Origin of the sequence: Nocardioides scoriae, assembly GCF_900104965.1 — a bacterium.
Classification (GTDB): Bacteria; Actinomycetota; Actinomycetes; order Propionibacteriales; family Nocardioidaceae; genus Marmoricola; species Marmoricola scoriae.
Map to the genome: position 1 here is coordinate 1,754,424 of NZ_LT629757.1, position 23,530 is coordinate 1,777,953.

Consider the following 23,530-nt stretch of genomic DNA (forward strand, 5'->3'; position numbering starts at 1 on the left):
GCTCCCCCGAGTCCTCACGCCCGGGGCTCCCAGCGCAGCGAACGGCGGGCCAGGACGAGCGCCAGCGCGGTCCACGCCAGCAGCACCGCGAGGGGCTGCAGCGAGGCCGCCCAGGTCCCGAGGAAGGACAGCGCGCCGGAGTCGTCCTGGGCGAACCAGCCGACCCGCACCAGCTCGTTGACCGCCGCGCCCGGCAGCAGCTCGGCCCAGCGCTGCGCGGCCTGCGGCAGTGCCGGGGCGGCGAAGCCCGCGAGCGCCAGGAGGATGACCGGGCCGCTGGTCAGCTGCGCCGACTCGGCCGTCCTCGTCCACGCGGCCGTCCAGACCGCGAACGCCGCGAAGGTGACGATCGACAGGAGCAGGCCCACCAGGAGCAGCAGCGGGTTGAGCGGGAGGTCGAGCCCGGCGGCCGCCGCGACCGGCACGGTCAGCACGAACACGGCCGCGGTCACCAGCGCGCCGGGCAGCGCCATCGAGACCACGAGCTCGACGTCGCGCACCTCACCGGTGCGCAGCCGCTTGAGCACCAGCTCGTCGCGCCGGGTGACGAACATCGAGAGCAGGTTGTAGTAGCCCGGGAAGACCAGCGCCATCACCAGCGCCGTGCCGATGCTGGCCACGCCGGCGTTGGTGTCGCCCCCGGTGCGCTCGGCGGTGAACAGCAGCACCAGCGGGAAGAGCGGGAGCGCGAAGGCGTAGAGCATGGTGGTGCGGTTGCGCACCATGAGGGTCCAGTTGGCCCGGCCCAGCAGCAGCGTGCGGCGCAGGCCGCGCCAGCGCCGTCCCGTGGTCGCGCCGGGGGCGGTGCTCGGGGCGGGGGACGTCGAGGCGGTCATCGGGTGGCTCCTTCGGGGGTGGCGGCGTCGGTGGCGGCGGCGAGGTCGAGGAAGACCGACTCCAGGCTGGCGGTGCGGGCCGCGAGCCGGTCGAGGACGACGCCGGCGTCGCGGGCGGTGAGCAGCAGCTCGGTCAGGGCGGGCTGCAGGTCCTCGACCCGCAGCACGGTCAGCTCGCCGTCGTGGTCCACCTCGCCGGCGGGCAGCGGCAGCGGGTCCGACGGCGTGCGGAAGCTGATCTGGGAGGGGTGGGCCGCCACGATCTCGGCGACGGTCCCCTCGCGCACCACCTCGCCGGCCCGCATGATCGAGACCTGGTCGGCCAGCGCCTCCGCCTCGTCGAGGTAGTGGGTCGTCAGCAGCACCGTGGACCCCTGCTCCCTGAGCTCGCGGACCAGCCGCCAGACCTGTCGCCGGCTCTCGGGGTCCAGGCCGGTGGTGGGCTCGTCGAGCATCACCACCTCGGGCCGACCGGTGAGCGTGCACGCCAGGTCGACCCGCCGCTGCTCGCCTCCCGACAGCGCCCGCATCCGGACCTGGGCGCGGTCGACCAGGTCGAGCAGCTCCAGCGACTCCTCGACCGGGCGCGGGTCGGTCACCGTGGCCGCCCACATCTGCAGGGTCTCGTGCACGGTCAGGTCGCCGACGAAGCCGCTGCGCTGGAGCAGCACGCCGGTGCGGCGGCGTACGGCGGCTCGGTCGCGGACCGGGTCGAGCCCGAGCACGCTCACCTCGCCACCGGACGGTGCGGCCAGGCCCTCGACCACCTCGAGGGTGGAGGTCTTGCCGGCGCCGTTGACGCCGAGCAGGGCGTGGATCGAGCCCGCGGCGACGTCGAGGTCCACGCCGCGGACCGCCTCGAAGGCGTCGGCGCCCGAGCCGTAGCGACGCCGCAGCCCCCGGACGCGGATCGCGCTGTCGGACCGGGGGCCCGGGTCGCGCCGTGGCGCGACGGGCGGGGCGGCGCGCTCGACGGGGGCGGTGCTCGAGGGGTGCTGGGTCATGGCTCCAGCGTGGTCGCCCGACGGTCCCGGGGACCAGTGCGAGGTGTCACCTGTCCGGTGCGGTCCCGCACGTCCCGCCCATGACGTCTGTCACCACCCCGGGGTGGGGGCCCGGGGTGGGACAGTGGGGTCTCGCCGACGCAGGGGGTGACGATGGCCGGCACGGGACGCACGTCCGGTCGGGCGGGCCCCCTCCTCGTCGCCCTGCTCCTGCTGCTCGCGGGGTGTGCCGACGGGCCAGCCGACGGCAGCAGCGGGGCGACCTCACCGCGGCCCTCGGCGCACCGCACCGTCACGGCGCACGCTGCCCCGGTCCCGCCCGGCCTCGGGCTGTCGTTCGTGCAGCAGCGCTTCGACGAGGGCACCCGGCGGGCGGGCGTGCGGGTCTCCAACGGCACCGGTCGCGACCTGCACGTGGTGGCGGTGGGGGTCGAGTGGGCGGGCTACCCGCTGCGCCTGCACCGGACGGCGTACGACGTGGGGGCGCGCTCGGTGGTCGACCTGCGCTACCTGCTGCCCGCGGCCACCTGCACGTCCGCGGCCGGCGCGGCCCCGATCAGCGCGGTGGCCCGGGTGCGGCAGGACGGGCGGGTGCGGACCGTGCGGCGCCCGATGGACGAGGAGGGCACCCGCTTCCTCACCCGGCTGTGGCGCACCGACTGCGCCGCCCGCCGCATCGCCGCCGCCGCGACGGTGTCCTTCGACGACCGGTGGCGCCTCGACGCGGCGGAGCCCACCGGGCTCGGCGCCACGCTGCGCGGCAGCCTGCTGCTCGACCGCCGCCGGGGCACCACACCCGTCGTGGTCGACCAGGTCCAGGGCTCGGTGCTCTTCGAGCTCGCCGTGCCGACCGGCGCCGACGAGCGGACGCTCGCCCCCGGCGCCCGCCGGGCACGGGTCCCCCTCGAGGTGCACCCCGGACGCTGCGACGAGCACGGCCGCAGCCAGAGCACCCAGACCTTCGTGTGGCGGGTCTGGCTGCGGCTCGGCGGCTCGGAGCCGCTCGCCCGGGTCGTCATCCCCACCCAGGAGCAGCAGGACCGGCTGCTGGCGTTCCTGGACCGGGCCTGCGGCTGAGGCAGGGCTGCGCGCCAGGTCGGGGCGGCGGGGGGCGGCGGCGTCAGGGTCGGGGCCGGTCAGGGACGGTCGGGACGCGACCAGGTGCGCGTCGCGTCGCCCTCCCCCAGGACCACCTCGGCCGGACGCACGCCGCGCGGCAGCAGCCACGCGGCGTACCCCTCCCGCACGGCACCGGGCCGCAGCGGCCGGCCCAGCGACAGCGGCGCCCCGCGACGCACGCGGTCGCCCGCGCGGGCGGGCCGCTCGGTCCCGTCGCTGCCGACCAGGCGCGGGACGAGCGCCCGCGGACGGTCGAGCGGGCGGTCGCCGGCGTTGCGGACCACGACGTACGCCGCCCACCACCGGCTCCCGGGCGGGGCGGAGCCCGACCGGGGTCGCGCGGCGCTGACCTGCCCGACGGTGATCTCCAGGGCGGGCGCCGAGGCCGAGGCGCCGACCCGGTGCGACCCCCCGAACGCCGTCGCTGGCGCGGCGGCTCGCTGCGGCGCTGCGGTCGCCACCACCCAGGCGGCGGCCCGGTCGGCCGCGACCCGGGCCAGCTCCGCGAGCGCGGGGTGCAACGCGCCGCCCGCGAGCAGCAGGAGCAGCAGGAGGGCGGCCACCCAGGGGCGCCACGACCACCGCCAGGACCACCGTCGTGGCCCTCCGTCGGCCAGGCGCGGCGGACGCGTCCCGGGACCCGGGTCGGGCCGGCGAGGCACGCGGGACCGGAGCCGCGCCGCCCCGCTGGGGGCGACCACCCGGGGCAGGGAGAGGGCGAGCCGACCGGCCACGCGTCGCGACTCCCCGTCGGAGAGCAGCGGCGGGTGGCCGCGCAGCACCCGGACGACGTTCGCCGGCGCCGTCACCAGCACCTCGCCGGCGCGCCCCTCGATGCCGCCCTGGCGGGCCAGGCACAGCACCGGGACGACGGCCCGGGGGTCCAGGTCGCGCAGCAGGCCGCGCACGCTGTCGGCCTGCGCCACGGCGCCCGACACGGCCCGGTCGCGACGCCGGCTGCCCTGCCGCAGCATCCCGCCGCGGCAGGTCACCGTGCCGGACCAGAGCTTGGAGTCGATGACGAAGACGCCGCCGGGCCCGACGACGACGTGGTCGAGGTTGGCGCGGCGACGTCCCGGCCACACCACGTCGTGGAGCACGGTCCACTCGGCCGCCGGGAGCTCGGTCAGCGCGGCCCCGGTCTCGACCTCGCCGTCGGCTCCCTGGTCCCACCGCCGCGACCAGGCGGTGTCCCCCCGGCGCTCCCTGCTCCTGCGCGCCACCTCGCGCGCCGACTCCCCCGCGTCCACGGGGGACAGTGGACCCGTGCGCGGGCCCGGCCACCCACCAAACGCGACAACTGGCGCCAACCCGTCATCTCGGACAGGTGGGGTCAGACCTCGTCGTCCACGGCGCGGCCGGCCCCGTCGACCAGGCCGCGCAGCCGGCGGGCCAGGGCACCGTCGAAGGCTCCCTCGGGTGCCTGCCAGCCCCAGTTGCCGTCGCGGGTGCCCGGGGTGTTCATCCGGGCCTCGGAGCCCAGGGCCAGCAGGTCCTGGGCGGGCACGACGGCCAGCCGGGCCGTCGAGTCGAGGGCGAGCCGCACCAGCGCCCAGGGCATCCGGCGCAGCCCGACGTGCTGGCGGACCCGCCGCCGGGTCGCCCGGTCGCAGCCCCGCCACCAGCCCAGCGTGGTGTCGTTGTCGTGGGTGCCGGTGTAGACGACCGTGTTCTCGCCGTGGCGCGCGGGCAGGTAGGGGTTGTCCTCGCTGCCGTCGAAGGCGAACTGCAGGACCTTCATGCCGGGCAGGTCGAAGCCCAGGCGCAGCGCGTCCACCTCGGGGGTGATGACGCCGAGGTCCTCGGCGACCAGCGTGCCCTCGCCCGCGGTCTCGACGAGGGCGGCGAGCACCTCGCGGCCGGGCCCGGGCACCCACGCACCGTCGCGTGCGGTCGGCGCCTCGACGGGCACGTGCCAGGCCGCCTCGAAACCGCGGAAGTGGTCGATGCGCACCAGGTCGAACAGCTCGCGCTGCCGGGCGATGCGCCGGCGCCACCAGCCGAAGTCGTCGGCCGCCATGGCGTCCCAGTCGTAGTGCGGGTTGTTCCAGCGCTGCCCGTCGACCGCGAAGTAGTCCGGCGGCACGCCGGTCACCGTCGTCGGTCGTCCGGTCGCGTCGAGCTGGAACATCTCGCGCGCGGCCCACACGTCGGCGCTGTCGGGGGCCACGAAGATCGGCAGGTCGCCGAAGAGCAGCACGCCCTGGGCGTGGGCGTGGCTCGCCAGTGCCCGCCACTGCTCGTCGAAGACCCACTGCTCGAGCCGGATCTCCTCGAGCCGGTCGGCGAGCGGGGCCAGCGCCTCGGCCACCCGCTCGGGGTCGCGGTCGCGCAGCCCCGGCTCCCAGTCGACCCACGGGACGAGGCCGGCGAGCTCGCGCAGGGCGGTGAACTCGGCGTACGGGTCGAGCCACACCGCCTGCTGCTCGCACCACACGTCGTGCTGGGCGCGCTGCTCGGGGCTGAGCCCGCCCACCGTGAGGAGGCCGTGCTCGGCGCGCAGCTCGGCGTCGATGAGCTGCGGGTTGCCCGCCATGGCCGAGAGCGAGTTGTACGGCGACGCCTCGTCCTCGTGGACCGGCACCAGCGGCAGCAGCTGCCAGACCGAGACACCCGCCGCGGCCAGGAAGTCCACGAAGGCGTGCGCCGAGGGACCCAGGTCACCACCGGGCAGCGAGGTGACGTGGAGCAGCACCCCCGCCCGTCGCCGGGCCAGCGGAGGGACGACGGCAGGTGCGAGGTCGGTCATCGGCTCCCCCAGGCGGTGCGGCGCGCAGCAGTCGCCGACCGGCCGGGCGACGACCCGGAGAGCCTAGTGGGAGACCAGGTCGAGCACCGGCCCGCGGGCGTCGACGGCGGCCCGCAGCTCGGCGTACCGCTCCTCGGTCTCCGGGCCGCTCAGCGTCACCTCGAGGCCGACGTCCTGCCCCGCACCGCCGGCCGCCGGCGTGGTCGACACCGTCACCTCGACGCCGTCGAGCGCGATCCCCAGCTCGTCGGCCAGCGCCCGGTAGACCACGACCTGGCAGTCGGCCAGCGCTCCCAGCACCTGCGCCACGGACCCGCGCGCCTCGGCACCGGGGCGGGGGTCGGTCTCGAGGGCGAGCGTCATGCGGTCTCCTCAGCTCGGCAGTCTTCCCGACCAACTCTACTGACTTTATCGGCTTTTGCCAGTGGCACCCGTCACCAGCCACGGATTTGCACCCTGGCCAGGCAGAGTGCAAAATGCACTCTGTGAGTCAGAGTGCACATCACCTCGCCGCGGCCCCCGGGTCGCGCCGCTGGGAGACGGCTCGCCGGCTCACCGAGCACGCCCGCCGCCTGGCGCTCGAGCACGGTGTCGACGGCTTCACCCTCGACCAGCTCGCCGAGCGGGCCGGCGTGTCGCGGCGCACGATCTTCAACTACTTCCCCGGCAAGGACGACGCCGTCCTGGGGACGATCCCCGCCTTCCGCGACGACGACGTCGCGGACTTCGTGGCCGGCGGACCCCACGGCAGCCTCGTCGACGACCTCGCCGAGATCGTGCTGCGCGTGCTGCGCGAGCAGCCGGAGCGCCCCGACGAGGTCGCGCTGGGCCGCGAGGTCATGCAGCGCAACCCCCGGCTGATCCAGCTGGGGCTGCAGCGGATGCACGAGCTCGTCGAGTCGTGCATCGGCTACGTCGAGCAGCGCGAGGGCGACCGCTTCGACCGGGCGCGGCTCGACGTCGCGCTGGCCCTGGTCCTCACCTGCGTCCACGTCGCCATGGACCGCTACCTCACCGGCGAGCACGGCGAGGAGCTCGGCCCCCTGTTCACCAGCACGCTGCGCACCGCACACGAGCTCTTGGCCTAGCCCCGCTCCCGCACCGCCCGCTCCCCCACAGACCGTCCGCCGCCCGTCCTCACGAGGAGAGACATGGCCACCCTGCTCTACCGCCTCGGCCGCACCGCCTTCCGCCGCTGGCCCGTCTTCGTCGCGGCCTGGCTGGTCGCCCTGATCGGGATCGGCGTGCTCGCCACGTCGATCTCCAAGCCCATGGTCGACACCTTCTCGATCCCCGGCATCCCCTCGCTCCAGGCGCAGGACCTCCAGAAGGAGCTCTTCCCCGACACCCCCGACGCCGAGGACCTGGCCAGCGTCACCGTCGTGGTCTCGGCGCCCGACGGGCGCACGCTGCGCACCCCGGCGTACGCCGCCAAGGTCGACGCGCTCGTCGCCGACCTCCAGCAGCTGCCCCAGATGCCCGCCGAGCCGCAGCTGGTCAACCCCGTGGCCGCCGCCGACGGGCAGTTCCGGCAGGCCGTGATGGGCGCCGTCGAGGCGGGCCAGCCCCGCAGGGTCGCCGAGGCCAACGCCCGCGAGCTGCTGCCGCTGAGCTCGGACGGCCGGGTCGGCACCATCTCGTGGAACTTCGACGTCGACACCGTCGCCGACGTCGAGCCCGCCACCCGCGACGCCCTGCTCGACACCCTCGAGAGCGCCCGCATCGGTGGCCTCGACGCCCAGGTCAACGGCTCGGCGATGCAGGCGATCCCCGAGACCGGCGGCACCAGCGAGCTGGTCGGCATCGCCGTCGCCCTGGTGGTGCTGGTGATCAGCTTCGGCTCGCTCGTGGCCGCGGGCATGCCCATCCTGGCCGCCCTGGTGGGCGTGGGCCTGGGCCTGCTCGGCATCAGCCTGGCCACGGCGTTCACCACCATCGGCACCACCACGCCGATCCTGGCCACGATGATCGGCCTGGCGGTCGGCATCGACTACACGCTGTTCATCCTGCAGCGCTACCGCACCGAGCTGCTCGACACCGACGACCGGCAGGAGGCCGTCGGACGCGCCGTCGGCACCGCCGGCTCCGCGGTGGTCTTCGCCGGCCTCACCGTGCTGATCGCGCTGTCGGCGCTCTCGGTCGTGGGCATCCCGTTCCTCACCAGCATGGGCCTGGCCGCGGCCGGCACCGTGCTGATGGCCGTGCTCGTCGCCCTGACGCTGCTGCCGGCGCTGCTCGGCCTGCTGAGGTCGAAGGCCTTCGGCGGTCAGGTCCGCCGTCGCCAGGACCCCCGCGACGCCGACGGCCTGGCGCTCAACAACGGCGTCCGGTGGGCCCGCCTCGTGGGCCGCACGCCGGTCGCGGTGGCCCTCCTGGTCGTCATCGGCCTGGGGGCGCTGGCGCTGCCGGTCCGCTCGATGCAGCTCGCCCTGCCGACCGACTCCTCGGCCGCCGCCGACACCACCCAGCGCCGCGCCTCCGACCTGGTCAGCGACGCCTTCGGCCCCGGCCGCGAGGCCCCGCTGCTGCTCGTCGTCGACGCCCGCGACGTGCCCGGCGACGCCCAGGCCAAGCAGGCCGCCTTCGGCCAGGTCGCCGCCTGGGCCTCGCAGCAGGACGACGTCGCCAACGCCCAGGTGGTCGCCACCAACCAGGACTCCAGCGGCGCCCAGGTGCTGGTCACCCCGTCCAGCGGTCCCGACGACGAGGCCACCACTCAGCTCCTCCAGGACCTGCGCGACGGCCAGTCGGGCATCGAGGACGAGTCGGGCACCACGGTCGGCGTCACCGGCATCACCGCCATCCAGACCGACGTCTCCGACCGGCTGACCAGCGCGCTGCCGACGTACCTCGTGATCGTGGTGGGCCTGGCCTTCGTGCTGCTGATGCTCGTCTTCCGCTCCGTGCTGGTGCCGCTGACGGCGACGCTGGGCTTCCTGCTCTCGGTGCTGGCCACCCTGGGCGCCACGGTCCTGGTCTTCCAGGAGGGGCTCTTCGGCCTGGTCGAGGGCCAGCCGCTGGTCAGCTTCATGCCGATCATCGTCATCGGGATCGTCTTCGGGCTGGCGATGGACTACCAGGTGTTCCTGGTGACCCGGATGCGCGAGGCGTTCGTGCACGGCGCCACCGCCCGGGAGGCCGTGGTCGACGGGTTCCGCAACAGCGCCCGCGTGGTGGTCGCCGCCGCGACGATCATGATCTCGGTCTTCGCCGCCTTCATGCTCCAGCCCGACTCCCTCATCAAGTCGATCGGGTTCGCGCTGGCCGCCGCGGTGTTCTTCGACGCCTTCGTGGTGCGGATGGCCCTGATCCCCGCGCTGATGTACCTCATGGGCGACAAGGCCTGGTGGCTCCCGGGCTGGCTGGACCGGATCCTGCCCCGGGTCGACGTCGAGGGCGAGAAGCTCCGGGCGGCGCGAGCGGTCCAGACCGCCGACCCCGCCACACCGGGCGCCCACGCGGCCACCGACGAGCAGCTCGAGCCCGCCCGCGGCTGAGCGAGACGAGACGCCCGGAGTCGGGTTAGGGTGGCGCGTCCTCAGCCGTGGGGACGCGCCATCCGCGACCGCCGAGTCCTGTCCGCGCGGGTGGTGCCACCGAACTCATCGGGCAGGAGCGGGGAACCCACACGTTTCCCGGACCGCACGCGGTCCTCGGGGTGAAGTCACGTCACGTGACCGGGCTCTCCGGCCCGAACCCGACAGCTAACCTCGCAGGCGCGTGGAGGAAACAGTCATGCGCAAGCTCTCCCTGTCGCTCGCCGCTGCCCTGGTGACGCTGACCCCCGTGCTCGTCTCCGCCCCCTCCGAGGCCGCCACCATGCGGACCTGGGAGCGCCTCGCCTGGTGCGAGTCGACCGGCCGCTGGCACGTCAACACCGGCAACGGCTACTACGGCGGCCTCCAGATCAGCCCCTCCACCTGGCGCGGCCACGGTGGCGCCCGCTTCGCGCGGCTGCCCCACCAGGCGACCAAGCGCGAGCAGGTCAAGGTCGCCGAGCGGATCAAGGCCTCGCAGGGCTGGGGCGCCTGGCCGTCCTGCTCCCGCAAGATCGGCGTCCGCTGACACCACCCCCCGGACCGGACCGGCCCTGGCATCCCCCGCGCCAGGGCCGGTCCTCCTGGGTCAGCCTCGCGCCGCGCCGTACCCCAGCAGGGCGGCGAGGCCCAGCGCGCTCCTCGGGGCGTACGCCGTGCGCCACAGGCCGCCGTGGGCGGCCGCGTGCGCCTCGTCCTGCCACGGCGCGTCGTGGCGCGGGCCTCCCCCGGTGTGCAGGTCGTGCACCAGCAGCGCCGCCATCAGCACGTTGGACGTCGCCGGCTCGAAGACCTCCACGCCGAAGCGGTGCGCCCCGGCGTACGCCGCCGCGAGCGCACGGTTCTTCACCACTGACCGCGTCCGCGTGGGCGGCGCGACGTTCATCGACACCGTCACGCCGTCGTGGCGCGACACCGTCGCCCGCCAGCGCTGCAGCCGCTTGGCCAGCGCGTAGTTGGGCCCCTGCTGCGGCACCAGCGAGTCGTTGACGCCGGGGTCGGAGCCCGCGACGTACTGCCGACGCAGCAGCCGGCCTCCCGAGAGCGTCCGCAGCGGACGACCCAGCGTCTTGGACCGGCCCGAGCGACCGTCGTAGGCGCGGGTGGAGTGCTCGACCGCCTCGCCCGGCACCACGAAGACGTCGGTCGGGGTGGCCAGGAAGCCGAGCGCGGTGTCGCCGCGGTCGGCCAGCAGCCGGCGCGTCAGCTCGTCGACCGCCATGCTCACCCGCACGTTGGTGGCGCCGTCGGCGTAGACGTAGTTGCCCACCACCAGGGTGCCGGGCTGCTCGGCCAGCCAGGTCTCGAGCGCGGGCACGCCCGCGAGCAGGTCGACGCCCGCCGCCTGCTCCAGCACGCCCGCGTCGTCGGCGGCGGTCGGCACCACCAGGGTGCCGGCGCCGTTGCGGGCCTGGGTCAGGACGCGCTCCCACAGCTCGGTGCGCTGCAGGTCGACCGCGGCCACGCGCGCCCCCCAGCGCATCAGCGAGGGCAGCGGCCCCATCTCGGCGCCCGCCCCCAGCACGGCCACGGTGTGGCCCTCCAGGCGCAGCCACTCGGGGTGGGCGACCACCTCGTCGACGGCCTGCCCCACGCTGGGCTCCACGACGCCCGCCTCCACCCAGGCCGCGACCCGGCGCTGCAGCCCGGAGCGGCGCAGCCGCTCGCCGTGGAAGGGCAGCACCAGCTCGGGCTGGACCTCGCCCTGGCCCACGACCTCGACGCCGCGCAGGGCCCCGCCGGCCGCGGCCGGCCAGCTCGCCAGCCGCTGCTCCTCCCCGGTGTCGTCCACCACGCGCATCCGCTCGTGCAGCGAGTCCAGGCCGTCGCGGGCGATGCCCACGGCGGCCTCGGGCGAGGCCAGCCCGGCCTCGACGAGGCGACGGAAGTGGGGCAGGTAGCCCGTGCGCCACGCGGTCTCCTGCTCGGCCGCCCGGGCACCGGTCGGGTCGGCGGCGCGCAGCGCGTCGGCGACCACCGCCCGGCCCACGTCCGAGGTGCTGCGCCGACCGTGGTCGTCGGCGGGGAAGACGAGTCCGTGACCCGCGGATCCGGGCCCCGGCCCACCCCCGGGTGGGACGTCGGACGCGGGACCGGTCTGTGCCTCGGATGCCATGGCGTCATCCTGCCGGACCGCCGTGACGCCGGTCACCCGGGCGGACACCGGGCTGGCGGGAGGCCCGCACGGGCCCCGACGAGGGGTCACTCCTCGTCGGTCGACTCCTCGACCGCGTCGAAGAACAGCTGCCCGCCCACGCGGTCGGCGAGGTCGGTGGCGAGCTCGTTGAGGGTGTCGGAGACCTGCTCGAGCACGCCGACGGCCTGGCGGGCCACGAAGGGGTCGGCGGGCAGCTCGTAGGAGGCCAGCACGGTGTCCCCGGCCAGCTGGAACTTCAGCAGCGGCACCTGGCGGTTGAGGATCTCGATCTCGATCCGGGCCTGCGCCGGGTTGCCGACGTCGCACACGACGTGGCTGAAGAACCGCAGCACCGGCCGGTCCTGCAGCACCCGGATCCACACCGGCACCACGCCCGTGAAGACCGGGAAGTCGCCGTCGTCGTCGCGCTTCACGTCGTGCCCGTAGGTCGGGACCAGCGAGGCCGCCACCAGCTCGACCAGCGCCTCGCGCGAGTCGGGCTGGGCGATCTCGTCGACGTCCGCGTCCGGCGGCTGGGCGCCCGGGTCGACCACCTCGAGGAAGCCGGGGTGGAGCACCCCGAAGACCGAGCGCCAGGTGTCGGCCAGGACGCGGCACAGCGACTCGGCGTCGTCGAGGAGGCCCCCGATCCACCACGCGGGGTGGTCGACGTGGTCGGGCGCCTCCCAGCCCAGGGCCGTGAGCGCGCGCTGCTGCTCGGCCGAGAACAGGTGGTCGCGGTCGCCCAGCAGGTTGCGGACGGCCTCGACGTGGACGAGGTCGTCGAGGACCTGGACGCGCAGGCTGGGCTGCTCGGACTCGTCGAGGCCCACGGGCCCGACCACCACGAGGTCGGCGGGCAGTGCCTCGAGACGCTCGTCGAGGTCCCGCTCGAACTGCTGCCAGGCACGCTCGACCGTCTCGTCGAAGCCTCTGCTCATCTGCGCCCCCCGGTGGTGGAGCCACCAATCTAGACGTGGGCACCGACACCGGGGCCAGGGTGCGACGACCGTCACGCCCGTCGCGGGGCCCGGCGTCGGCTCAGGCCGGGGGCACCCGGCCGTCGCGGGCGAGCACCGGCACGTCGACGCCGACGGTGTCGGGGTACTTCAGACCGGTGCCGGTGTTGAGCACGACCACGCGCTCCTGCTCCCCGATCCAGCCGCTGGCGCGCAGCTCCCGGGCCGCCGCCATGCAGGCCGCGCCCTCGGGGCAGATCCAGGCGCCCTCGGACCGGGCGAGCGCGCCGACCTCCTCCAGGATGGTCTCGTCGCTGACCGCGATCGCGGTGCCGCCGGACTCCCGGACCGCCTGGAGGACCAGGAAGTCACCGAGCGCCTTGGGCACGTTGATGCCGAAGGCCAGGGTGTGGGTGCCCTCGACCAGGGTGCTCTCGTCGAGGCCGGCGTCGAAGGCGTCGACGAGCGGCGCGCAGCCGGTCGACTGCACGCACACCAGGCGCGGCAGCTGCTCCCCGATCCAGCCGAGCTCCTGCATCTCCTTCATCGCCTTGTGGATGCCGATGAGGCCCACCCCGCCGCCGGCCGGGTAGAGGATGACGTCGGGCACCTCCCAGCCGAGCTGCTCGGCGATCTCGTAGCCCATCGTCTTCTTGCCCTCGATCCGGTAGGGCTCCTTGAGCGTCGAGACCTCCTGGTAGCCGGTGCGCTCCTCGACGGCCGCCTTGACCAGGGCCCCGGCGTGGTTGATCAGCCCGTCGACGAGGTAGAGCTCGGCCCCGGCGACCACGCACTCGCGGCGGGTGATCTCCGGCGCGTCGACCGGCATCACGATGAGGCTGCCCATCCCGGCGCGGGCGGCGTACACGCTCCACGCGGCGCCGGCGTTGCCGTTGGTCGGCATCGCCACGGCCCGCACCCCGAGCTCGCGGGCGCGACTGACCCCGACCGCCGCACCGCGCGCCTTGAACGACCCGGTCGGCACCAGCCCCTCGTCCTTCATCACCAGGTGGGGCAGGCCGATCGCGGCGCCGTACGTCGGCAGCGGGACGATCGGCGTCATGCCCTCGCCGAGGCTGGTGACGTGCGCGGGGTCCCGCACCGGGAGCACCTCGTGGTAGCGCCACAGGTCGTGCGGCCGCGAGGCGATCTCCTCGGGCGTCACCGCCTGCCGGACGGCGTCGAGGTCGTAGCGCGCCAGCAGCGGCTTGCCCGCGGCGCTGACCCCCTGCACGACGTCGGCGTCGAGGCGCTCGCCGGTGGCGGAGCACTCGAGGTGGGACAGGTACGAGAAGGACACGGTGGCTCCCGGACGTCGAGGCGGACGGCCACGCGGGGCGGCCCTCTGAGGACCTCCAGCCTGCCCGACCGCCCCGGAGGGCTCACAGGGAGAGGTCGGTCCCGCCGTAGACGTGGCGCACGTAGCGGTCGCGGGCCCGGGGCGCGACCTGGGGCAGCACCCGGCGCACCCGCAGCGGTGCGTGGCCGAGCAGGCCCCGGATCACCTCGGGGTCGGCCTGGTGCATCAGCAGGCCCATCACCAGCGGCAGCTGGCGGGGGTCGAGACCGCCGACGCTCTGCTCGCCGAGCCGCACCCACTCGGTCGGCGTCAGGTGGCGGCGCGCGAGCGGCAGCAGCTCGGCCTCCTCGAGCGCCAGCGCGGCGACCAGCACCTCGCCCACGGCCTCGAGGGCGTCGGCCAGCGAGTCGCGGCACCGGCCGGACCCCTCCGCGCACCACAGCGCGACCGCCTCGCCGGCCCGCACGTCGGCCGTCAGCACCTCGGTGTGCCGCTCCTCGATCCGGCGGACCACGCGCCCGGCCCCCGCGAGCCGGGGCAGCAGCGCCGGCCACAGCAGCCGCTGCTCCACCTCGTGGTGGTGGCGCAGCAGCCGGCCGACCCACCGGACGTGCTCGGCGACGACGAGCAGCCGCGAGGTGTCGTCGGCGTGCACGGCCCGCACCAGGTCGGGCATCCAGCGGTACTCCCGGCGCAGCGCGTCGTGCACCAGCAGCAGCGCGCGTACGTCGACGCCGGAGACCGTGGTGGTCGTCATGGCCGCGCTCCTCCCCCGGTGGTGCCTGGCTGTGCTGCGGCCCGCCGACGGGATCCGCGACGGCGAGGAGGGTGACTGTCGTCGCCCACGACGGGGCTCGTCAACGGGCCCCCGGGCGTGGTCTGCACCGGCCCGCAGCCCGCGGCCTCACCCCTGGCGCAGCAGCCGCTCCAGCAGGTCGGTGGCGTGCCCCAGGGCGGCCTCGTCGACGTCGAAGAGCGGGTGGTGGTGGGGGGCCGGGTTGTCCGCCCCGACCATCACGTAGGTGCCCACGCCCCCGCGCCGCTGCGCGTCGGCCAGGAAGAGGCTGGCGTCGTCGCTGCCGCCCATCGGACCGAAGGTCTCGGCGCCCAGGCCCAGCGCCCGGGCGTGGTCCGCGACCGCACCCGCGACCTCCTCGTCGGACTGGATCACCGCCGAGCCGCCGGTGCGCACCACCTCCACCTCGCAGCCGTACGCCGCCGCGGCGCCGCGCAGCGCCTGCGTCACCCGCTCGGAGAGCTCCTCCTGGACCGCGGCGTCCAGCGCCCGCGTCTCGGCGGTCAGCTCGGCCCACGCGGGGACGATGTTGACCCCGTCGCCGGCGTGCAGGGTGCCGACGTTGACACGGGTGTCGGTCGTCGACCAGCGGGGCTGGCCGAGCACCGCGAGGGTGCCGGCCGCGGCCGCCGCCAGCGCGTTGCGCCCGTCCTGGGGGGCGGCCGCGGCGTGCGAGGCGACACCGGTGAAGCGGGCCCGGAGCTTGGTGGTGGCGAAGGCGCCCACCGCTCCCCCGACCACGTGCCCCAGCGGCAGGTCGAGCCCCAGGTGCAGCGCGACGAACCGGTCGACGCCCTCGAAGGCGCCGCCGCGCAGCATCGCCCGGGCGCCGCGGCCGCCCTCCTCGGCGGGCTGGAACAGGAACCGGACGGTCCCGGCGAAGTCGCGGTCGCGCTGCAGCCGCTCGGCCAGCGTGAGCCCGATCGCGACGTGCCCGTCGTGCCCGCACGCGTGCATGCCGCGCTCGAAGGTCGAGCGGAACCCCTGGGCCTGCGGCAGGTGGGAGGCCTCGGAGGACTCCACGATCGGCAGCGCGTCGGTGTCGAAGCGCAGGCCCCAGACGGGTCCGGGACGGCTGCCCTCGACGTCGACGACCAAGGCGCTGCCGTCGCGCCGGACCACCTCGACCCACGACTGCTGCGCACCGGTCGCCACGGCCCGCTCGGCGTCCGCGTCGAGGGTGGCGTCGTCGGGGTGGTCGACGACGCCCTCGCGCTCGATCACCCCCGCCCCCGTGCGCGGCTCGAGCCCCAGGTCGGCGAGCACCTCGGCGACCCGAGCGGTCGTGCGCAGCTCCCGGAACGCGGTCTCGGGGTGGGCGTGGAACTCGCGGCGCAGGGCCACGGTGTCGAGCGGCATCGGTCTCCTCGTGGTGGTGGGTCAGTTCTGGGGCAGGCGGATCGGCATCCCGGGACCCACGTCGGTCCCGGTGAAGTAGAAGACGGCGAGCGCCGCGACCCAGACCACGAAGAACACCGGCACGAAGACCGCCATCCGCGCCATCAGGGCCCCGAACTGCAGGCCGGGCTCGTAGCGGCGGGCGAAGCCCAGCAGCACGATCAGGTAGGGGTTGAGGGGCGTGATGACCTGGGTGACCGAGTCGCCGATGCGGTACGCCGCCTGCACGAACCCCGGCTCCAGCCCGACCAGGGCGAACGTCGGCACCATCACCGGTGCCATCAGCGCCCACATCGCCGAGCCCGAGGTGATGAACAGGTTGATGACGGCGGCGATCAGCACCAGCCCCATGACGGCGCCGAAGCCGGTGATGCCCACCGCGTCGAGGCCCTCGGCGAGCTCGACGGCGATGACCGTGCCGAGGCCGCTCCAGGTGAAGATCGCGATGACCTGGGCCGCGATGAAGATGAAGACCACGTAGCCCGCCAGCCCGCGCATCGCCTCGGTCATCATCTCCGGCACGTCGGCGGCCTTCGCGACCGCGCGGGTGACCACGCCGTAGGTGGTGCCGGTGGCGAGGAACAGGATCGCCAGCATCGGCACGATCGCGTCGAGGAACGGCGAGGGCACCAGGTCGCCGCCCTCCCCGCGCAGCGGGCTGCCCGGCACCAGCCAGGCCGTGAAGGCGCCGACCAGCAGCACCAGTCCGACCAGCGCGGCGGCGAGCAGGCCACGACGCTCGCGGGCGTCGAGCCGGGTGTGCTCGTCGCCGTCGGGCACGTCGTACGCCGGCAGCCGGGGCTCGATGACCCGGTCGATGAGAAAGCCTCCGGCGAGCGGGAGCAGGATGCCGGTGGCGATCGAGATCCACCAGTTGCTCGCGATCGTCACCGGCGTGGTCTCCAGGCCGTCGACGATCTTCGCGGCGCTGGTGGTGATGCCGGCGAGCAGGGCGTCGAGGGAGCCGATGAGGATGCCCGAGGAGTAGCCGGCCGTGGTGCAGGCGAAGGCGCCCAGCATGCCGGCCAGCGGGTGGCGCCCGGCCGCGAGGAAGACCAGCGCGGCCAGCGGAGGGATCACGATCATCGAGGGGTCGGACATGACGTGGCCCTGCGCGGCGACGAGGGCCACGACGTACGGCAGCGCCCAGGCCGGGGCGCGGGAGAACGACGCCGTGATGGCCGCCTTCAGCAGCCCGCTCTGCTCGGCCACGCCGACCGCGAGCAGCATCACCACGACGTTGCCCAGCGGCGGGAAGCTCGTGAAGTTCTCGACGAAGCTGGTCAGCAGCCACGTCATCCCGTCGGGCGTCAGCAGCCCCTGCACGGGCGTCGCGTCGTCCGACCCGGGCACCGTGACGCTGACGCCGGCCAGGTCGAGCGCGGTGCTGGCCACCGCGACCAGCACCAGCAGGTAGGCGAACAGCACGAACGGGTGGGGCACCTTGTCGCCCACGCGCTCGACGGTGCCCAGGACGCGGTCGAGACGGGTCGGCGTGGCGGTGCCGCTGGTGGAGGTGGACATGGCGCTCCCGAGAGGTGGAGGGTCCGAATGACCACCGTACCGATGGACTTGGAGGACCAGCGGACCGTGTCTCACCGCCGCGGGCTGTCCGACCCGGCTGTGATGATGAGGACCTCGGGAAGGGGTGGTCGGCGTGGCGCAGGACGACGGTGGGCGGGGTCGCCTGCCGCTGTGGCTGGTCGTGGTGGTGCTCGCCGCCGCGGCCTCGCCGCTGGCCGCGTCGCTGATGCGCACGGCGAACGGCGGCTGGTTCGCCGTCCTGGTCGTCACCCAGATCCTCGCCACCGCGACCGCCGCGGGCGTCCCGCTGTGGCGCCAGCGTGTCGCCGTGCGCAGCGAGGCGACCGCCGAGGAGCGCGAGCTCGAGGCCCGCGTCGAGACCCGGGTGGCGCTCAACGACGCGCTCGACCCGATCCTGCGGCTGCTCGGCACGATCGCGCTCGAGGAGGAGGTCACCGTGCGCGAGCAGCGCCGCGCGCAGGCGGTGCCGCTCGTGCTGCTGACCGCCGCCGAGTTCATCGGCCCCGACCGCGCCCGGGCCTGCTGGTTCCGCCTCGACGCCGGCCCCCCGACCACGCTGGAGCCCGACTCCGCGGCCGGCCGGTCCGGCTCCCCCACGACGACGTTCGTGGCCGGCACCCCCTCGGGCGACGCCGCGATCGGGTTGGTCCTCGCCGACGAGGACCTGCTGTGCGAGGACGTCGAGGCCGACCCGCCGCCCGGGTGGGACCTGTCGAAGGAGCGCGACTACCGCACGTTCATCTCCGTCTCGGTCATCGCGGGCGACACGGCGTACGGCATGCTGACGCTGGACGCCGTCGAGCCCGGCACGCTGGACGTCGAGGACATGGCCCTGCTGCGGCTGATGGCCGGGGTGCTCGCGGTCGCGCTGAGCATCCCGTGAACCGGTGTCGGTGGTTCCACCTAGATTCGGCCCCACCACTGGGGCACACTGGAGTGACGGACAGGAGGGTGACCGTGGCCATCAAGATCCCCGGCAAGCGTCTCGACGAGCGCGTCGAGCAGATCCTGCGCGACCCCAAGACCTACTTCGCGCGGGCGCGCAAGAACGCCCGCGCCGAGGTCGAGGCCGAGCGCCAGCAGCAGTCCGAGCGCCACCTCCCCCGCCCCGCCTGACCGGCTCCTCCACGGTCCACGCGCTCCGGCCCGCGGACACCCCTGGTCATCGGCCACCGGACGTGCCAGCCTCCGTGCTCCCGACCGGAGGAGGAACCGTGGAGACCGCATCGATCACGGCGTGGACGCTCATGAACGAGGTGCCCGTGCCCGACGACGTCCAGGGCGTCCTCGTCGAGGGCGAGCAGGCGGTGACGGCGTTCCGCACCTTCCGCGACACCGCCATCTTCACCACCAAGCGGCTCATCGTCCGCGACGCCCAGGGCCTGCGCGGCAAGAAGGTCGAGATCTACTCGCTGCCCTACAGCGCCATCAACATGTGGTCGTCGGAGAACGCCCACGGCCTGCTCGACGTCAACGCCGAGATCGAGCTGTGGACCCGGGCGGGCCACATCAAGATCAACGTCGGCAAGGGTGCCGACGTGCGGCGCATCGACCAGCTGATCGCCTGGGCCGTGCTGCGCTGAGCCCGCCGGGGCCGCGCTGTCGGCTCACGCCCGTCCGAGCAGCCGGCGGTGCTTGGTGTAGCCGTCGCCCACCACCACGAACAGCGCGGCCACCCCGAAGATCTGGGCCGCCACCCGGTCCGCGACCGACAGCACGGAGCTGGTCGCCTCCGGTCCTGCGCTGTCGCGCGCGCCCCACCCGGTGCCCACCGCGACGGCGACCAGCATCGCGACCAGGAGCACCGCCCAGGCGGCGGCCAGCACGCGCATCGGCGCCGTCGCGTCGTCGAAGTCGATCGCCGCCACCCCGGCACGCCGGAGCAGGGTGGCGAGCGTGCTCCCCGCGAGGGCTGCGGTGCTGCCGAACCCGAGGGCCGCGACGGTGGAGCCGGGCACGTCCGGCGTCGTCACCGCCAGCAGCAGGAACAGCAGGCTCAGGCCCGTCGCCGACCAGTAGGTCACCACCCACCCCAGCTGGTAGCCGCGCCGCTGCACCGACCTCGCGGGCTCGTCGGGGCCCTCGCCGTCCACCCACCAGACCCACCCGGCGGGAGCGGGCGGCCACGCGGGATCCGGCTGCCAGTCGGCGGGCGGCGTCCAGCCCTGCGGCGGTGCCGGCCAGCCCGGGGCCGGGTTGAAGTGCCGCTCCCTCACGACCCCGCCTCCGGACACAGGTCGGCACTCGTCACGTACTCGGTCCTGCCCACCGCCCAGAGCTGGACCCGCTCGTCGCTGCCGACCCAGAAGGCCATGGACGCGTCGTACTCCTGGTCAGCGACGTCGTCCCACCGACGTTGCGGCGCAGTCAGCGCGAACCAACCACCGTCACCGGCCTGCTCGACCTGGAGCTCTGCGTAGGTGGCGCGCAGGTCGTCCAGGCTGGCACCGACCCGGAGCTCCTCGGGTGTCTCCACCACCTCGTTGGCGATAACGTACGCCGCGACCGCGTCCTCGGCGTCGGTCACGACCGCCACCTGGTGCGGGGCGTCGCGGTAGACCGCGCAGGACCGCTCCCGGCGCACCAGCTCGTCCAGCTGCAGGTCGGTGGAGGCTGCCGCCATCGGCCGGGGACTGCCGACCTCGCCCCCGACCAGGCCGCCGGGTCCGGCCGTCTTCTGCAGGAGTCCACCCGCACCACGGTCGAGCCCGGTCAGCCACTCCTCGGCGGCCCCGAGGTCGCTGCCGTAGCGCCTGGTGCTGCACGACGTGCCGGTCGAGGGGCAAGGCGATGCCGGGGTGCCGCTCGCGTCGGTCGCGGCCCGCGACGGGCCGATCACCGACGGCTCCGTCGTGGACGTGGCCCCGATCGCGTGCAGCAGCGCGACCGCTCCGGCGACGGCCACGCCCACAGCTGCGGCAGCGAGCGCCCGGCGCCTGCCCCGACGTGGCGTCTGCTCGTCGTCGACCCACAGCGGCCAACCCGGCGGCGCCGGCCCCCACGAGGGGTCCGGTTGCCAGCCGGCCGGCGGGCTCCAGCCCTCTGGAGGGACGGGCCAGGTGGAAGGTGGGTTGAAGCGGGTCGCCATCGCAGCGCCTCCGTCGCATGGGGGTCGTCACCCACAGGGGACGGCGGGCCTCGGCACAGATACCTCTGGCGCGGCCGACGTACGACGCCGGCCCGGCCCCTCCGCGTGGAGGGACCGGGCCGGCGTCGTGGGGCGTCGGTCAGCTGCAGCCGCTGGTGGAGCCGCAGCCCTCGCAGACGTAGCAGGAGCCCGCCGGGCGCATCTTGGTGCCGCAGGTCATGCACAGCGGCGAGTCGATGGCGCTGCCGGTGATCTTCTCGAGCAGCTCGGCCGAGGTGCGGGCCTCGTGGCTCGTGACCTTGGCGGGGACCTCGCGGGCCTCGGCGCCGTGGGTGTCCTTGGTCTCGAGGTCGTCGGCGCGGTTGTCGACGTCCTTGCCGGTGCCCTTCTCCTGCGGCGCGGCCTCGGCGATCTTCAGCTCGGCCGCCCCACCGGTCTCCTCCAGGGGCTCGTAGGAGCCGGTCTCGAGGTGGCGCTGGCGCTCCTCGGCGGAGTAGATGCCGAGCATCGAGCGCTCCTCGAAGGACAGGTAGTCCAGCGCCAGCCGGCGGAAGACGTAGTCCATGAGCGACTGCGACATCCGGATGTCGGGGTCGTCGGTCATGCCGGAGGGCTCGAAGCGCAGGTTGGTGAACTTCGAGACGTAGGTCTCCAGCGGGACGCCGTACTGCAGGCCGATCGAGACCGCGATCGAGAAGGCGTCCATCACGCCGGCCAGGGTCGAGCCCTGCTTGCCGAGCTTGAGGAAGACCTCGCCGAGCTCGCCGTCGGCGTGGGCACCGGAGGTCATGTAGCCCTCGGCGCCACCCACCGTGAAGCTGGTGGTGAGCGAGGCACGGCTCTTGGGCAGGCGCTTGCGGAACGGCTTGTGGACCTCGACGACCTTGGTCTCGACCACGGGGGCGTCGACGCTCTGGCCCTGGTCCTTCTTCGCCTGGTCGGACTTGCCGTCCGAGAGGGGCTGGCCGACCTTGCAGTTGTCGCGGTAGATCGCGGTCGCCTTGAGGCCGAGCTTCCAGCTCTGCAGGTAGACGTCCTCGATCTCCTCGACGGTCGCCGACTCGGGCAGGTTGACCGTCTTCGAGATCGCGCCGGACAGGAACGGCTGGCAGGCCGCCATCATCCGGACGTGGCCCATGGGCTTGAGCGAGCGCGCGCCCATGGCGGTGTCGAAGATCTCGTAGTGCTCGGTCTTGAGGCCGGGCGCGTCGATGACGTGGCCCTTGTCGGCGATGAACTCGACGATCGCCTCGATGGACTCGGTCTGGTAGCCGAGCTTCTTCAGCGCCCGCGGGATCGTCTGGTTGACGATCTGCATGGAGCCGCCGCCGACGAGCTTCTTGAACTTGACCAGCGAGAAGTCCGGCTCGATGCCGGTGGTGTCGCAGTCCATCATGAAGCCGATGGTGCCGGTGGGCGCGAGCACGGAGGCCTGCGCGTTGCGGAAGCCGTTCTTCTCGCCCAGCTTCTGGACGTCGGCCCAGGCCTGGGTGGCCAGCTTGTGCACGGCGGCGTCGGTGCCGTGCAGGGTGCGCACGACGTCGTTGGCGGCCTGGTGCTTGCGCATGACGCGCTTGTGGGCGTCGGCGTTGCGGGCGTAGCCGGCGTACGGGCCCACGACCGCGGCGAGCTCGGCGCTGCGCTTGTAGGAGACGCCGGTCATCAGCGAGGTGATGGTCGCCGCCATGGAGCGGCCGCCGTCGGAGTCGTAGCCCAGGCCCATGGCCATGAGCAGCGCGCCGAGGTTGGCGTAGCCGATGCCGAGCTGGCGGTAGTTGCGGGTGGTCTCGCCGATGGGCTCCGTCGGGAAGTCGGCGAAGCAGATCGAGATGTCCATCGCGGTGATGATCAGCTCGACGGCCTGCGCGAACAGCGGGGCGTCAAAGGTGTCGTCGTCCTTGAGGAACTTGAGCAGGTTGAGCGAGGCCAGGTTGCACGAGGAGTTGTCGAGCGACATGTACTCCGAGCAGGGGTTGGACGCGGTGATGCGGCCCGTCTCGGGGTTGGTGTGCCAGTCGTTGATGGTGTCGTCGTACTGCAGGCCCGGGTCGGCGCAGGCCCACGCGGCTTCGCTGATCTTGGTGAACAGCGCACGGGCGTCGACGGTCTCGATGACCTCGCCGGTGTCGCGGGCCCGCAGGCCGAAGCCGGTGCCGTCCTCGACGGCGCGCATGAACTCGTCGCTGACGCGGACCGAGTTGTTGGCGTTCTGGTACTGCACGGAGGTGATGTCGTTGCCGCCGAGGTCCATGTCGAACCCGGCGTCGCGCAGCGCGCGGATCTTGTCCTCCTCCTTCATCTTCGTCTCGACGAACTCGACGATGTCGGGGTGGTCGACGTCGAGGACGACCATCTTGGCCGCCCGGCGCGTGGCGCCGCCCGACTTGATGGTGCCCGCGGAGGCGTCGGCACCGCGCATGAAGGAGACGGGGCCGCTGGCGGTGCCACCCGAGGAGAGCAGCTCCTTGGAGGACCGGATCCGCGACAGGTTGAGGCCGGCGCCGGAGCCGCCCTTGAAGATGAACCCCTCCTCCTTGTACCAGTTGAGGATCGAGTCCATCGAGTCGTCGACCGAGAGGATGAAGCAGGCCGAGACCTGCTGCGGGCTCGGCGTGCCGACGTTGAACCACACGGGCGAGTTGAACGAGAAGTACTGGTGGACCAGCAGCCAGGTGAGCTCGTGCTCGAAGACCTGGGCGTCCTTCTCGGTGGCGAAGTAGCCGTGCTCGAGACCGGCGGCGACGTAGGTCTTCACGACCCGGTCGACGAGCTGCTTGAGGCTCCACTCGCGGCTGTCGGTGCCGACGGCGCCGCGGAAGTACTTCGTGGTGACGATCGTGGAGGCGTTGACGCTCCAGAAGTCGGGGTACTCGACGCCGCGCTGCTCGAAGACGGTCGCGCCGGTCTTCCAGTTGGTCTGGACGACGTCGCGTCGCTCCCAGGTGAGCTCGTCGTAGGGGTGGACGCCGGGCGTCGAGAAGGTCTGCTCGATCTTGAGACCCTTGCGTCGTCCGCGTGCTGTGCCGGTGCTGCTCACCGTTTCGGTCATCTTCCCCTGCTCCC

General features: G+C 74.1%; 21 protein-coding genes and 1 riboswitch. Of the genes, 7 read left to right on the forward strand and 14 right to left on the reverse strand.

What is annotated here, in order from left to right:
- Nucleotides 1-14: 14 nt before the first annotated feature.
- Nucleotides 15-836, reverse strand: coding sequence for an ABC transporter permease (locus BLU55_RS08375; RefSeq protein WP_091728362.1), 822 nt, complete (start codon nucleotides 834-836; stop codon nucleotides 15-17).
- The gene (locus BLU55_RS08380; protein ID WP_091728365.1) at nucleotides 833-1,840 is read right to left on the reverse strand and encodes an ABC transporter ATP-binding protein; all 1,008 of its coding nucleotides are present in this window, start codon (nucleotides 1,838-1,840) and stop codon (nucleotides 833-835) included. The genes BLU55_RS08375 and BLU55_RS08380 overlap by 4 nt, the downstream gene beginning before the upstream one ends.
- Before the next feature lie 153 nt (nucleotides 1,841-1,993).
- Here BLU55_RS08380 and BLU55_RS08385 point away from each other — a divergent pair, with 153 nt between their 5' ends.
- A complete protein-coding gene (locus BLU55_RS08385; protein ID WP_157682793.1) occupies nucleotides 1,994-2,917 on the forward strand; it encodes a hypothetical protein in 924 nt (307 codons plus the stop codon).
- Between the two features lie 59 nt (nucleotides 2,918-2,976).
- On the opposite strand, the gene BLU55_RS19735 is transcribed toward BLU55_RS08385, so the two are convergent.
- The 3 genes from BLU55_RS19735 to BLU55_RS08400 all read right to left on the reverse strand — a co-directional run bounded on the left by BLU55_RS19735 (nucleotide 2,977) and on the right by BLU55_RS08400 (nucleotide 6,071).
- Complete coding sequence (locus BLU55_RS19735) at nucleotides 2,977-4,209, reverse strand: NERD domain-containing protein (protein ID WP_197681132.1); 1,233 nt, start codon at nucleotides 4,207-4,209, stop codon at nucleotides 2,977-2,979.
- Between the two features lie 83 nt (nucleotides 4,210-4,292).
- The gene (gene malQ, locus BLU55_RS08395; protein ID WP_091728374.1) at nucleotides 4,293-5,708 is read right to left on the reverse strand and encodes a 4-alpha-glucanotransferase; all 1,416 of its coding nucleotides are present in this window, start codon (nucleotides 5,706-5,708) and stop codon (nucleotides 4,293-4,295) included.
- 63 nt (nucleotides 5,709-5,771) lie between these two features.
- Nucleotides 5,772-6,071 (reverse strand): OsmC family protein, encoded by a 300-nt coding sequence (locus BLU55_RS08400; RefSeq protein ID WP_091728377.1) that lies wholly within the window; start codon nucleotides 6,069-6,071, stop codon nucleotides 5,772-5,774.
- 122 nt (nucleotides 6,072-6,193) lie between these two features.
- Here BLU55_RS08400 and BLU55_RS20005 point away from each other — a divergent pair, with 122 nt between their 5' ends.
- From BLU55_RS20005 to BLU55_RS19425, 3 genes are all read left to right on the forward strand, one after another.
- Entirely contained in the window at nucleotides 6,194-6,796 is a 603-nt protein-coding gene (locus BLU55_RS20005; protein ID WP_157682794.1) for a TetR/AcrR family transcriptional regulator, read from the forward strand.
- Between the two features lie 63 nt (nucleotides 6,797-6,859).
- Nucleotides 6,860-9,205, forward strand: a complete 2,346-nt coding sequence (locus BLU55_RS08410) for an MMPL family transporter (RefSeq protein ID WP_091728382.1) — start codon at nucleotides 6,860-6,862, stop codon at nucleotides 9,203-9,205.
- An 87-nt stretch (nucleotides 9,206-9,292) separates the two neighbouring features.
- Nucleotides 9,293-9,442, forward strand: a riboswitch (cyclic di-AMP (ydaO/yuaA leader).
- 1 nt (nucleotide 9,443) lies between these two features.
- Nucleotides 9,444-9,773 (forward strand): transglycosylase family protein, encoded by a 330-nt coding sequence (locus BLU55_RS19425; protein WP_157682795.1) that lies wholly within the window; start codon nucleotides 9,444-9,446, stop codon nucleotides 9,771-9,773.
- Nucleotides 9,774-9,833: 60 nt separating this feature from the next.
- Here the strand turns inward: BLU55_RS19425 and BLU55_RS19430 are convergent, their stop codons facing one another.
- The 6 genes from BLU55_RS19430 to BLU55_RS08440 all read right to left on the reverse strand — a co-directional run bounded on the left by BLU55_RS19430 (nucleotide 9,834) and on the right by BLU55_RS08440 (nucleotide 17,358).
- Nucleotides 9,834-11,360, reverse strand: a complete 1,527-nt coding sequence (locus BLU55_RS19430; protein ID WP_197681133.1) for a hypothetical protein — start codon at nucleotides 11,358-11,360, stop codon at nucleotides 9,834-9,836.
- A gap of 86 nt (nucleotides 11,361-11,446) precedes the next feature.
- Nucleotides 11,447-12,322: a T3SS (YopN, CesT) and YbjN peptide-binding chaperone 1 gene (locus BLU55_RS08420; protein ID WP_091728384.1), complete on the reverse strand. Its 876-nt coding sequence runs from the start codon at nucleotides 12,320-12,322 to the stop codon at nucleotides 11,447-11,449.
- Nucleotides 12,323-12,422: 100 nt separating this feature from the next.
- Nucleotides 12,423-13,640, reverse strand: a complete 1,218-nt coding sequence (locus tag BLU55_RS08425) for a threonine synthase (RefSeq protein ID WP_091728387.1) — start codon at nucleotides 13,638-13,640, stop codon at nucleotides 12,423-12,425.
- Nucleotides 13,641-13,722: 82 nt separating this feature from the next.
- A complete protein-coding gene (locus tag BLU55_RS08430; protein WP_091728390.1) occupies nucleotides 13,723-14,397 on the reverse strand; it encodes a hemerythrin domain-containing protein in 675 nt (224 codons plus the stop codon).
- Nucleotides 14,398-14,544: 147 nt separating this feature from the next.
- On the reverse strand, nucleotides 14,545-15,795 hold the full coding sequence (locus tag BLU55_RS08435; RefSeq protein WP_091728392.1) for an amidohydrolase: 1,251 nt from the start codon (nucleotides 15,793-15,795) through the stop codon (nucleotides 14,545-14,547).
- 21 nt (nucleotides 15,796-15,816) lie between these two features.
- Nucleotides 15,817-17,358 (reverse strand): AbgT family transporter, encoded by a 1,542-nt coding sequence (locus BLU55_RS08440; RefSeq protein ID WP_091728395.1) that lies wholly within the window; start codon nucleotides 17,356-17,358, stop codon nucleotides 15,817-15,819.
- A gap of 133 nt (nucleotides 17,359-17,491) precedes the next feature.
- Here BLU55_RS08440 and BLU55_RS08445 point away from each other — a divergent pair, with 133 nt between their 5' ends.
- The 3 genes from BLU55_RS08445 (at nucleotide 17,492) to BLU55_RS08450 (ending at nucleotide 18,962) form a co-directional block, all read left to right on the forward strand.
- Nucleotides 17,492-18,262 carry a GAF domain-containing protein gene (locus BLU55_RS08445; protein WP_157682796.1) on the forward strand — a complete coding sequence of 257 codons (771 nt, stop codon included), beginning with the start codon at nucleotides 17,492-17,494 and terminating at the stop codon, nucleotides 18,260-18,262.
- Between the two features lie 74 nt (nucleotides 18,263-18,336).
- Nucleotides 18,337-18,495: a hypothetical protein gene (locus BLU55_RS19435; RefSeq protein ID WP_157682797.1), complete on the forward strand. Its 159-nt coding sequence runs from the start codon at nucleotides 18,337-18,339 to the stop codon at nucleotides 18,493-18,495.
- A 98-nt stretch (nucleotides 18,496-18,593) separates the two neighbouring features.
- Nucleotides 18,594-18,962: a PH domain-containing protein gene (locus BLU55_RS08450; RefSeq protein WP_091728402.1), complete on the forward strand. Its 369-nt coding sequence runs from the start codon at nucleotides 18,594-18,596 to the stop codon at nucleotides 18,960-18,962.
- A 24-nt stretch (nucleotides 18,963-18,986) separates the two neighbouring features.
- Here the strand turns inward: BLU55_RS08450 and BLU55_RS08455 are convergent, their stop codons facing one another.
- From BLU55_RS08455 to BLU55_RS08465, 3 genes are all read right to left on the reverse strand, one after another.
- Complete coding sequence (locus BLU55_RS08455) at nucleotides 18,987-19,595, reverse strand: hypothetical protein (RefSeq protein ID WP_157682798.1); 609 nt, start codon at nucleotides 19,593-19,595, stop codon at nucleotides 18,987-18,989.
- On the reverse strand, nucleotides 19,592-20,284 hold the full coding sequence (locus BLU55_RS08460) for a hypothetical protein (protein WP_157682799.1): 693 nt from the start codon (nucleotides 20,282-20,284) through the stop codon (nucleotides 19,592-19,594). Before BLU55_RS08460 ends, BLU55_RS08455 begins: the two co-directional genes overlap by 4 nt.
- Nucleotides 20,285-20,606: 322 nt before the next feature.
- The gene (locus tag BLU55_RS08465; RefSeq protein WP_091728410.1) at nucleotides 20,607-23,516 is read right to left on the reverse strand and encodes a vitamin B12-dependent ribonucleotide reductase; all 2,910 of its coding nucleotides are present in this window, start codon (nucleotides 23,514-23,516) and stop codon (nucleotides 20,607-20,609) included.
- Nucleotides 23,517-23,530: the final 14 nt, after the last annotated feature.